The organism is Candidatus Tisiphia endosymbiont of Myopa tessellatipennis, from assembly GCF_964031105.1.
Taxonomy (GTDB): Bacteria; Pseudomonadota; Alphaproteobacteria; order Rickettsiales; family Rickettsiaceae; genus Tisiphia.
Genome location: NZ_OZ035005.1, coordinates 768,270 through 780,032 on the forward strand (window position 1 = coordinate 768,270; position 11,763 = coordinate 780,032).

At 33.5% G+C, this 11,763-nt stretch carries 10 protein-coding genes and 1 pseudogene; 4 read left to right on the plus strand and 7 right to left on the minus strand.

All coding sequences use genetic code 11. The features are described 5' to 3' along the window. Window position 1 precedes the first annotated feature (1 nt). From serS to AAHN03_RS03820, 3 genes and pseudogenes are all read right to left on the minus strand, one after another. Window positions 2-1,285, minus strand: a complete 1,284-nt coding sequence (gene serS, locus AAHN03_RS03810) for a serine--tRNA ligase (protein WP_342278197.1) — start codon at window positions 1,283-1,285, stop codon at window positions 2-4. Continuing rightward, window positions 1,263-2,017, minus strand: a pseudogene (tatC, locus tag AAHN03_RS03815) (twin-arginine translocase subunit TatC). The gene serS and the pseudogene tatC overlap by 23 nt, the downstream one beginning before the upstream one ends. A gap of 636 nt (window positions 2,018-2,653) precedes the next feature. After that, on the minus strand, window positions 2,654-3,412 hold the full coding sequence (locus AAHN03_RS03820; protein WP_342278198.1) for a hypothetical protein: 759 nt from the start codon (window positions 3,410-3,412) through the stop codon (window positions 2,654-2,656). A 202-nt stretch (window positions 3,413-3,614) separates the two neighbouring features. Between AAHN03_RS03820 and AAHN03_RS03825 the strand changes: the two genes are divergently transcribed. The 4 genes from AAHN03_RS03825 to typA all read left to right on the plus strand — a co-directional run bounded on the left by AAHN03_RS03825 (window position 3,615) and on the right by typA (window position 8,240). Continuing rightward, entirely contained in the window at window positions 3,615-3,857 is a 243-nt protein-coding gene (locus AAHN03_RS03825) for a type II toxin-antitoxin system Phd/YefM family antitoxin (RefSeq protein WP_342278199.1), read from the plus strand. Further along, window positions 3,854-4,273 carry a type II toxin-antitoxin system VapC family toxin gene (locus AAHN03_RS03830; RefSeq protein ID WP_342278200.1) on the plus strand — a complete coding sequence of 140 codons (420 nt, stop codon included), beginning with the start codon at window positions 3,854-3,856 and terminating at the stop codon, window positions 4,271-4,273. The genes AAHN03_RS03825 and AAHN03_RS03830 overlap by 4 nt, the downstream gene beginning before the upstream one ends. A gap of 208 nt (window positions 4,274-4,481) precedes the next feature. Beyond that, window positions 4,482-5,828 carry an MFS transporter gene (locus tag AAHN03_RS03835; RefSeq protein WP_342278201.1) on the plus strand — a complete coding sequence of 449 codons (1,347 nt, stop codon included), beginning with the start codon at window positions 4,482-4,484 and terminating at the stop codon, window positions 5,826-5,828. Window positions 5,829-6,419: 591 nt separating this feature from the next. Next, on the plus strand, window positions 6,420-8,240 hold the full coding sequence (gene typA / locus AAHN03_RS03840; protein WP_342278202.1) for a translational GTPase TypA: 1,821 nt from the start codon (window positions 6,420-6,422) through the stop codon (window positions 8,238-8,240). A gap of 9 nt (window positions 8,241-8,249) precedes the next feature. Here typA and rimM read toward each other — a convergent pair whose 3' ends face one another. From rimM to AAHN03_RS03860, 4 genes are read right to left on the minus strand one after another with little or no spacing between them, the layout of a single operon-like run. Further along, window positions 8,250-8,741, minus strand: coding sequence for a ribosome maturation factor RimM (gene rimM, locus AAHN03_RS03845; protein WP_341761628.1), 492 nt, complete (start codon window positions 8,739-8,741; stop codon window positions 8,250-8,252). A 3-nt stretch (window positions 8,742-8,744) separates the two neighbouring features. Next, a complete protein-coding gene (locus AAHN03_RS03850) occupies window positions 8,745-10,097 on the minus strand; it encodes an MFS transporter (protein ID WP_342278203.1) in 1,353 nt (450 codons plus the stop codon). Window positions 10,098-10,154: 57 nt separating this feature from the next. Beyond that, complete coding sequence (elbB, locus tag AAHN03_RS03855) at window positions 10,155-10,811, minus strand: isoprenoid biosynthesis glyoxalase ElbB (RefSeq protein WP_342278204.1); 657 nt, start codon at window positions 10,809-10,811, stop codon at window positions 10,155-10,157. Between the two features lie 7 nt (window positions 10,812-10,818). After that, window positions 10,819-11,763, minus strand: coding sequence for a D-alanyl-D-alanine carboxypeptidase family protein (locus AAHN03_RS03860; protein WP_342278205.1), 945 nt, complete (start codon window positions 11,761-11,763; stop codon window positions 10,819-10,821).

Below are 11,763 nucleotides of genomic sequence, written 5' to 3' on the forward strand. Positions count from 1 at the left end.
ACTACTTAGTGGTATGAATTCGCTCCAACCCACCCATATAACTCACCAAAACATCTGGAACTGTTATTGAACCATCTGCATTTTGGTAATTTTCTAGAATTGCGATTATTGTCCTACCAATTGGTAAACCAGAACCATTCAAAGTATGGACAAAAGTGGTTTCGTTGCTACCAAATTCTTTATATCTAGCTTTCATCCTTCTAGCCTGAAAATCTCCACAATTAGAACAACTTGAAATCTCACGGTATAGATTTTGACCAGGCAACCATACTTCCAAATCATAGGTTTTCTTGGCAGTAAATCCCATATCTCCAGTACAAAGCAACATAACTCTATATGGTAGATCAAGTTTTTTTAGAATGGTTTCAGCTGCATTAGTTATATATTCATGTTCACGCTGAGATTCTTCTGCAGTAGTTATTGTAACCAACTCAACTTTACCAAACTGGTGCATACGTATCATACCTCTAGTATCTCTACCACTACTTCCAGATTCTGATCTGTAACAGGGTGTGTAAGCAACATAACGTATAGGCAATTCTTCCCTAGCTATTATGGTATCGGCTACCATATTAACGAGAGGTACTTCGCCTGTTGGAATTAACCTGTAATTATTCACCGTTTCAAACGACTCTTCTGCAAATTTTGGCAATTGACCACTATTATACATAGCAGCTGGTCGCACCAAAGATGGAGGAGATAGTTCAGTAAAATCAAATTCTTGAGTATGTGTATCAATCATAAAATTAATCAATGCACGTTCTAGCTTTGCTAAATCTCCCTTTAGAGTCACAAACCTACTACCAGACATTTTAGCAGTACGGACAAAATCCATCATACCTAAACTTTCACCAAGTTCAAAATGCTGCTTAGGTAATGGAGGAGATGGTTTTGTTGTAATGTCTCCTACTGTTTTAAGCAGTTTATTCATACTGCCATCAGTGCCATATGGTACATCAGGATCAGGAAGGTTTGGCAATACCTCCAACATATCGTTTAACTGGTGATTACTATTTAATTTTAAATTCAGTTCTTCCAGTTTCTCATTTATGTGATCCACATCACGCTTTATTTCTTCAAATTCTTTACTAAATTTGTTAGGCATGTTGCCTAGATCCCTAGATTTTTTCCTTCTTGCATGCTGAAATTGCTGAATAAGATTAGTTAGCTGGCGCTTGCTTTCATCTAGTTTAGTAATTTTATCGGACATTGGGGAAATTCCCCTTTTGATAAGTAGATCATCAAATTCCTGCTTATTCTCCCTAATCCACTTTATATCTAACATTTAACTTCCTCGATTTTCTACAAATTTACACATAATAATTGAAGTTTCATATAATAAAAGCATTGGTATTGCAAGGGCAAATTGGCTAAGCACATCCGGTGGAGTTAAAATACCAGCAATAATAAAAATAATTACTATAGACGATCTTCTTTTGTCCACTAAGTCTTTTGCTGTTAATATTTTTAATAAATTTAATATTAACATAATAATTGGTAATTGGAAAGCTATACCAAACGCAATAATTAACTGAATTACTAAGTTTAAATATTCACTAATTCTAGCTTCTAGAATTAGTGGAATAATAGCGTTATTATCTTCAAAGCTTAGAAAAAATTGCCATGCACGCGGCATAACAAAATAAAATACAAAGATGCTCCCACACCAAAACAAAACAGGCGACATAAAAAGAATAAAAGCAGCATATTTCTTCTCACCTGAGTATAACCCAGGTCTTATAAATAAAAAACATTCTATAGCGATAATTGGCATAATCATGACAAAAGAAACAAAAGCTGCAAGTTTTATATAAGTAAAGAATGCTTCAGTAAGACCAGTATAGATCACTTTCCTTATATCAGCATGATCTAATTCTGCAAGTGGCTCTAATAAAATGTTATATATATCGCTACTAAAACAATAACAAATAATAAAACCAATAATGAATGCAGCAAATACTCGTAAGAACCTAGCCTTTAGCTCTAAAAAATGCTCTTTAAAAGTATATGACTTCATAAATTAACCAAATGTACAAGTTTAAGTAGGTATATAACCTTAGTTTGATGTAAGACATCGGTTTAATAGCCCAGGATGCCATATATGGACGTTCCTGCTTTCGTGAGGAGGTATTACTAACGTGGATAGTCAAAATAGGTTGTTATGAACCTAGAAATTGAATAGAATGATAAAAAACTCATCAAAAGTATAATCATAGTACCCTACATTTTCCTACAATCGTCATCGCGAGGCATCTTTAGATGCCGTGGCGATCCAGGTAAACAGCGAAGCTGTTTTTTCTAGTACGTTGCGTATCCTAGATTGCCGCGTCGCCGCTTTTTCGCAACTCCTCGCTAATAGACGATCAGCAGCCATTTTAATAGTGGCTATATAAAAAATGTAGGGTACTATGGTATATAATATACTCTAGAATAGAAAACCAAAAATTGCGTCGTCATTATCCAAGACTCTAGCGGTATACTCAAATGATCCTACGAGTAGTATACCATCTATAAAAAAGGTTCGTAACTGGAATGATTATAACAAAGCTTTAAGAAAAATGGGAGAAATAATCCTTAGTTTTAATGAAAATTATATTAGGAATCCTAGAAGTTTTGCTATTGTCTTTATCTTCAAAGCAAAATAGTATAATCCCTATAATATGTCATAAAAGTTTATTAGGGAAGGTTCTTCACCCAACAGTTCTAATGTACTCTCTGTTAACTGATCAAAGTTAGTCTGTATTTGATTTTCTTTTTGTTCTTGTGCTGCAACTATCTCAGAAGCCTCATTTAAATACCCAATACCCTCTTCTTCGGTAACATGTATCCCCTGCATACCATTTTCCTTTGCAATATCTACATTATTTTTATCATCATCTATTAAAACAACCTTCTTATTCTCAGAAACACCAAAATGACTCTTGGCTTCCTCTATATGCTCCTGTTTGCCTTCATAGCCATTTCTACGAGGATGCGACACTACATAAATTTTTTCCAATAGAGTAGACCTATATTCTGAAGCAAGTTGCTTAAGAGCGTATTCGATCCACTCAGGATATGAGCCAAAAGATACAATAGCTATATGGCATCCTATAGTTAATGCTTTTTGCAACAAGTCTACTAATAGCTCTTTATTTTTCCAATTTTTTGTTTCATCTGCTAGAAATTGATCTACACAATCCTGATAATTGAAAGTAGTACTAAGAGCATTGTGTAGGGAGCCTTTTACTATTGTTCCATCCCAATCAATACATAATAACATCTTATCAGATTGAGTTTCTTTCTCCAAAAAACCCTTTTGCTGTTTAACTTCTAGTTGTTCAGCATCCGGAGTATTCATTACCTGTTTATCTTTTGCTATGTTAAAATCTAAAGGGGGAAGGCTTAATCTTGCCTGTTTTATTTTTAACATCTGTTGTTCTCTTATATTTATTTTTTATTCTTCTTGAACCCAAAAACTCAGAACCTAATAAATTAATTTTAAAATTTTTGCAAGCAAATTATTAAGATTATTTAAGTAAAATGAAATAGATTCATCGCTGTTATTAGCGTATTGTATTGCTTATTAAAATATGATAAACTAGTTAAGTTAACTGGTTTATTAAAGAGGATTCATGAGAATAGTTGGTATGTTTAAAACAAAAACTCACTTAACGGAGCTAATAAAAGAAGTAGAAGCAGGTGAAGAATTATGCATAACAAACAGAGGGAAAGAGGTAGCTTTTGTTATATCTGTAGCTAAATATTATTCCCAAAGATTTGATGATCTATTTAAAAAACTTGCTGAACTTAAAAAACGTAGTCCTCTTGGCTCTACAGATGATGTTATTAAAATGAAAAATCTTGGTAGAAAATGAATTTAGTAGTAGATTGTTCATTCATCATGTCATCGATTTTACCGGATGAGCAGCAGCTTAAGGTCGATAACATTTACCATCATATTTCTAACAAAGTATATAATATATTTGCCCCTGCTGTCTTTTTTTTAGAATGTAACAATGTGCTTATATCATCCTTAAAAAAACAACGTATTACTAAAAGTAATTATGAAGAGTATTTACACCTCTTAAATACTCTTCCTATTAATATTGATAAATTTTGCTCTAGCCCTGAATCTCTACATATAATAGCAAGGATTGCAACTAAATATGGTCTAACGTCTTATGATGCTTCTTACCTTGAATTATCCCTACGCCTTGAAGCAAGCATTGCTACTCTAGATAGTAATTTGGCTAATAGCTGTAAGATAGCAAATATAGAATCTATAATTTAAAATACCAATTACTTCAAATATGCACTTATAGTTAATTCAGTTGAATTATGTCAAAGAAATCTCCACTCGAACTTTTAGGTTGTATTAAGTACTAGTATATTGTTACACTAATAGTTTAATTATTTTAGCCTACTATATCATTTTTTCTTGCTATTAATTAACCAAATCATCAATATTTATAGTACTATTAAAATTATAAGGTAAATAAATGATAGGATATCAGCAGGAACAAAGAAGCCTAACGAAAGAGCAAAAAGAAGCGGTTGGATTGCTGTCCATAGGGACTTTTTTAGAATCTTTTGACTTGATGCTTTACATTCATATGGCAATATTGATGAATGAGTTGTTTTTTCCTCAAAGTGATCCGCATACTACAGCAATTTACTCTGCTACGGCTTTCTGTTCTAGCCTTATTTTTAGACCTGTTGGAGCGTTAATTTTTGGCTATATAGGTGATAATATAGGGCGTAAGAATACCGTTATTATAACGACTTTTATAATGGCTTTATCATGTATTACCATGGCTAATCTCCCTACTTATGCCCAAATAGGTATTACAGCCTCTTGGTTGATCACCATATGCCGTGTACTACAAGGAATGTCCGTTATGGGAGAGACAGTAGGAGCAGCACTTTATTTAACTGAATCTATAAATCCACCAGCCCAATATCCAGCTGTTTCGTCAGTTGCGATTTTTAGTACTTTAGGAGAAGTTGGCGCTTTAGGAATAGCATCTTTAGTGACCTCCTATGGATTTAATTGGCGTATAGCCTTTTGGATGGGAGCAGGCGTAGCATTGATCGGCACAGCAGCTCGAAAGAGTCTTAGAGAAACACCAGAATTTGCTGATGCCAAACGTCAACTAAAAAAAACTTTTCAGCAGCCTTCAAATGTTGGCAGCATAGATCTCAAAAAACTAGAAAATAATCCAATATGGAAGGAAAAAGCTAATAAAACAACAATTTTAGCATTGTTTTTAATAGAATGTATGTGTCCCGTATGTTTTTATTTTGCTTATGTGCATTGTGGTAATCTTTTAAAAACTTCTTTTGGCTATAGTGCTGAACAGGTCATTCATCAAAATTTTATTCTCTCAATATTTTCCTTCTTAAGCACCTTGGTATTAACATATTTAAGTTATAAAATATATCCGTTAAAAATTGTAAAAACTTTGTTATTAACATTTTGTCTATTTGCTTTAGCTTGCCCTTATTTATTAAATAATCTTAATAGCTCATTTGATGTATTTTTAATGCAATTATTCGTTATGTTATTTGTACCTACCGGTCCTAGTCTAGGACAGCCAATATATTATAAACATTTTCCTGTCTTTAAACGTTTTAGCTGTGTTAGTCTTACCTTTGCCATATCTCGTGCCTTAATGTATGTAGTTACCCCTTTTTCAATTGTTTACTTAACTGAATATTGGCATCATTGGGGGATAATGATTATATTGCTTCCAGTTTGCATAGGTTTTGCATTTGGGATATTTCATTTTGAAAAGTTGGAGAAAAAGACTGGGAATTATCCACAAAAGCCCCGTGTAGACACATAGGCGTCAACTTAAGAGCGTAATGATTGAGCATGTATAAACAAATTAAACACAGCCGTCATAGCAAGGCTCGTTAGATGCCGTGGCGATCTAAATAAACAGCGAAGCTATTTTTTAGAGTAATGCTTCGCGTATCTTAGATTGCCGCGTCGCCGCTTGCAGCGGCTTCTCGCAATGACGTTTAGGTTTGATTTACTTATACCTGCTCAATCATTACGCTCTTAAGTTGACGCCTATGCGCCACTTTGTGGCTCGCGATGACAACTATTTATTTCTATAATTTAGTATTTTCTATCATTAGTTGGGACTTTTAAACTGCCCTGCGTGTAGAGGTATAGATAAATGTTGACAACATAATGTAATAATTTGTTTTGTTACTGTTGGTATTTTTAAATGCATAGCTAAAGTTAAAAAATGTATTACAGTTTCTTCTACTATTTTTTTAATTTTTTCAGGTGATTTAGTTCCTAGAGTTTCTAACGATGAGCAACGTTGTTGCTAATTCAACTGAATTCACTATAACACAAGAACTCTATTCCAATTTGATATATTTTGCTCTATAATGCACATCTAAAAATATATTAAAGGTTTTTGATGTTTGCTATTCGCAATATTGCCATTATCGCCCACGTTGATCATGGTAAAACTACTCTAGTTGATAATATGCTTAAACAAAGTGGGACTTTCCGAGAAAACCAAGCAGTAGCAGAACGTGCTATGGATTCAAATGACCTTGAACGCGAACGTGGTATAACTATTTTAGCCAAATGTACCTCCCTTATGTGGGAAAATATCCGTATCAATATAGTTGATACTCCTGGTCACGCTGATTTTGGTGGTGAGGTAGAACGCATTCTTACTATGGTAGATGGAGTTGTATTACTAGTTGATTCTTCTGAAGGTACAATGCCCCAGACAAAATTTGTGCTGTCAAAAGCTCTAAAACTTGGTTTGAAACCAATTGTTGTTATCAATAAAATCGACCGTCCTGATAGAAGAGTAAGTGAAGTAGTTGATGAAGTATTTGAATTATTTATGGCATTAGAGGCAACTAATGAACAACTAGATTTCCCAATTATCTATGCTTCGGGACGTAGCGGTTGGGCATCGCTCCATCTAGAAGATCAGCAAAAAGATCTTTCTCCTCTTTTTGATTTGATAGTATCTCATGTACCTGCTCCTGTTGCTGATAGCAGCCTGCCTTTTTCTATGCTTGTTACTACTAGAGAATATAACTCATATTTTGGTCGTGTATTTACCGGTTTAGTGCAGAGCGGTACGGTTAAGATCAACCAAAATGTTAAAGTACTTAATCGTGATAATATGGTAATTGAAAATGCTAGAATAAGTAAAATACTGTCATTCCGAGGATTGGAACGCGTAGCTGTCGATGTAGCATATGCAGGGGATATCATTGCTATTGCTGGAATTCAGAACGCTACGGTAGCTGATACTATCTGTGACCCTGAAATAATGATAGCACTCCCTTCCTTACCTATAGATCCACCAACATTATCTATGACCTTTGGAGTAAATGACTCTCCTCTTGCTGGACGGGAAGGATCAAAGCTTACATCAAGAGTTTTAGGTGATAGATTGATGAGAGAGATCGAAAGTAATGTGGCAATACATGTCAGTCAAACGGAAGAAAAAGATGCTTTTCAAGTTGCAGGTCGTGGTGAGTTACAATTAGGAATATTAATTGAAACTATGCGACGTGAAGGTTTTGAACTATCAATCAGCAGACCACGTGTATTATTCAAAGAGGATGAACAGGGAAAAAGATTAGAACCAATTGAAGAAATCCAAGTTGATGTTGATGATGATTTTGTTGGAGTTGTTGTTAAATCCTTAGCAATACGTAAAGCAGAAATGACTGATATGCGTCCATCTGGTGGCGGTAAAACTAGAGTCACATTTTTAGGACCATCACGCGGTCTTATTGGTTACCACGGTCAGTTTCTAACCGAAACTCGAGGTACAGGTGTTATGAACCGTGTTTTTCATAGTTATGGTCCGTATAAAGGGCTTATTGAAGGAAGACGTAATGGAGTGTTAATTTCTAATGGGGATGGTGAATCTGTTGCCTATGCTCTATGGAATCTTGAAGAGCGTGGAAAAATGTTTATAAACCCTAATGAACTAGTATACCAAGGAATGATTATAGGCGAACATAATCGGGATAATGACCTAGAGGTAAATCCTCTGAAAGCCAAACAATTATCAAATGTCAGAGCTTCTGGCAAAGATGAAGCTATGCGTCTTATCCCACCAGTCATTATGACATTAGAGCAATCTATCAGCTATATCCAAAATGATGAAAGAGTAGAAGTTACTCCTAAATCAATCCGGCTTCGTAAGGCAGTATTAAACCCTAATGACCGAAAGAGATCAGAACGACGTAATGAGGACTAATTGCTATAGTTAAATCTTTGCTAAAATAGCATGCTCTTTCGTCACTACTGGGAAAAATTGCTTATTAAAAGGAAATAATTCTACTTTTTTATTGCTGACAAACTCGATTTCAATGATATCGCCTGCTTTAAAATTAAAAACATTTGTAATTTTTCCTATAGCCACCAAATTGGTATCTAGTACCAGTAAGCCTCTTAAGTCTTCAATATAAAATTCATCTTCACTTAATGAAGGGAAATCGTGCCTATGACAAAAAAGCTTACATCCCTTTAATCCTTCAGCTAATGTCCTATTATTAATTTTGTTAAATCTACATATTATATCACCTTTAGAATTTTGACTAATGAGTTTAAGGATAATTTTTTTTCCTAATTCATCCACCAAATTCATTTTAATGATATTAGTATTTGGCATAGTAAAAGATTTGACGTAAACATTACCCTGCACTCCGTGTACTGATGATACTACACCAACAAAAATTAAATCTTTTTTAATAGACACCACCTAATTCATTAAGAGAAACCATTTTTTCTTTTTCGGATAGTTTCCAGCTGCTTTCTCTAATTTTTCAAAATGCAATATGCCAAAGCTATATCCTATCATGACTGGAATTATAATAATCAGCAATCCATAATTACCTAAATATTTTGTTAAATAAATAAGCCCAAAAGATGTGATAATATACATAATAGTATTAGATATAGCATATAAAAAACTAACATATGTGAAGCGTTTAAAAACAGGGAAATATATAAATAAAATTGAATGGGCTGGTGTTAAACTAGGTATAATCAATATAATAAATGCTTGGAACAGGAAAATATCAAAAGGTGTTTTAGCATGATTCAATAAGTATAGGCAAACTAGAATAAGAACCCAAAAAATTACTATTCTAATTTTTAAAATCATTAGGGGGTACACGTAATAACCTAAATATATCAATGATAAATTCCCTAACATTTCTACTATTGAAACAAAGAAATTTTGATAAATAACTTGTTCAACCGTATAACCAAAATTATTTCTAAGAATCTCTCCGCAATGAATAAATGCTAAATAAAAACATACTGGCCAAGCACAGTATATTAAAAACAAAGATAAAGCTGTTACTTTATTAACTTTTTCTATCCAAATAGGATTCTTTTCCAATATACTAGAATTCTCATTAATATCTGCAAAAATCATTTTCATTCGTCGTTTTGCGTCAGCAAATTCTAGTGTTTCTCGTAGAGTTGTTCTAGCTACTGAACCAATTAACGCAACCAATGCACCAAACCCAAAAGCATAACGCCAATTGAAGTTGCAAGAGGTAGAAATAAATGCTACGCCCAAAGCAAAGGTCCCCCCTAATACAGCAAAAAAACTTATTAATGCTACAGACATATATTGTTGTGGACGTTTTATAGTTTCAGTCAAATATAATTCTGCCCCTATTCTTTCTCCCATGGAACTCATACCTTGCACAATACGACATATTGACACAATCACAGCAGCAGTAATACCTATTTCAGCATAAGTTGGCAAACTAGCAATAATAATACAAGACAATGCCATCATAAAAGTGGTAATAATAACAGTTACTTTACGTCCTATAGTATCACCAATCCATCCAAAAATTAACGCCCCAATAGGTCTTAATAAATATGTGGTACAAAGAGCAAAGGCTGAAAGTAATTGTGCTGCATAGGGATCATATTTCGGGAAAAAAAGCTCATTAAGAATTACCGCCATATGTATATAGAGCATCAGATCAAAATACTCTAGAAATGTACCGATTGAAAGTAATCCGACAGCCTCTTTTTGTTCTCTAGTTAGACGAGTTTGAGACACCTCATCTGCTTGTATTAATCTATTCATATTGGCTTATATCTTCCTTATTTAATACCAATTGTCTTTTATGAAATAGCTTACATTTCAGATATTAGTACACATTTGCAGCACTTTAATTACTAAACCCTTAATACCTTTATGTATTTGTGTTAAAGGAGCATTTAACATAAAAGCAGGAGTAGTAACCAATCTATTATCTTCGTCCACGACTATATCTTGAGCATTACAAGTTTCTCCTGTTGCTCCTAGCTTATTTATCAGATCATTTGATTCTCCAAGGGTAACCTTAATTTTTGTATGATTTCTTAAGACTATAGCAAGTAAAGCAGGAGCAATACATATAGCTCCAATTGGTTTTGATAAATTATAAAAGTCTAATATTATTTCCTGTAAGTCTTTTGGTACTGTAGCATTTTCATTTTTAAGTCCTATATCAGACAAATTTAGTGCAGCACCAAACCCACCCGGTAATATTAAAGCATCAAAATCTTCAGCACGTATTTGATTTAATGGTTGGATTTTACCACGAGCAATGCGTGCTGATTCAACCAATATATTACGTTCCTCTAACATTTTTTCTTGAGTTAGATGGTTAATCACATAATATTGATTTTTATTAGGAGCAAAAATTTTTACATTTACATTATGCTTATCAAGTTCCAATAATGTAAAAACTGTTTCAAAGATTTCAGCCCCATCTAAATATCCACAACCTGAAATAATTACAGCAACATTTTTCATAATATTTCTATAGTTTTTTTCTGTTTCTTACTTTAAGATTTGTAGCAACTTTAGTTGATTTTGTTTTCTTACCATATGTTCTTGATGGTACTGTTGTCTTGACTATCAATTTATCAACCATAGTCTTATTATTTCTAGGCTGGTCAAAATGGGTATCTAATAGTTTTACCATTTGCATATTTCTAGACTCAGCAGATTTACCACCAGTAACAATAGCAACCAAAGATTTATTTTGTCTAGTTGCTGCAGTAATCAAGTTATAGCCGGCTGGAATGGTATAACCAGTTTTCAACCCTTCAACTCCTTCATAAGTTTCATTTACTTTATTATGTCCTCGTACAATATTGCCTCTAAAAACAAAGTTGTTTCTAGAGAAGAAAGCATAATATTTAGGGAAATCTCGCTTAATAGCTATAGATAGTTTAGCAAGATCTCTAGCCGTAGTTTTCTGACAAGGATGATGCCATCCAGAAGCGTTTTTAAAATAAGTATCTTTCATACCAAGTTGTCTAGAACGAATATTCATCAAACGAGCAAAATTTTCTTCAGTACCTTTAATATTTTCAGCTACTACCATAGCTGCATCGTTTGCTGATCTAATAATTAGAGCTAAAATAGCTTCTCTTACAGTAATAGTTTCTTTTTCTTTAAGCCCTAATCTGCAGGGCAACATTTTCTCTGCATTTTTTGAAACATATAATCTTTGATTCATTGATAACCTGCCAGATTCTACCGCTTCAAATAACAAATACAAGGTCATTAATTTTGTCAATGAAGCCGGATATATTCTAGTAGTAGAATTTTTATCGTGCAGTATTCTACCAGTATTGTAATCTACGACAAGACTTGTTTGAGTTGGCGAAGACACAAGTTTTTTTGCAGCATAAACAGGACGTAGGTTTGTACTGAATGTTATTACACAAGTAAAAAATAGCAATAATCGTATTAACAT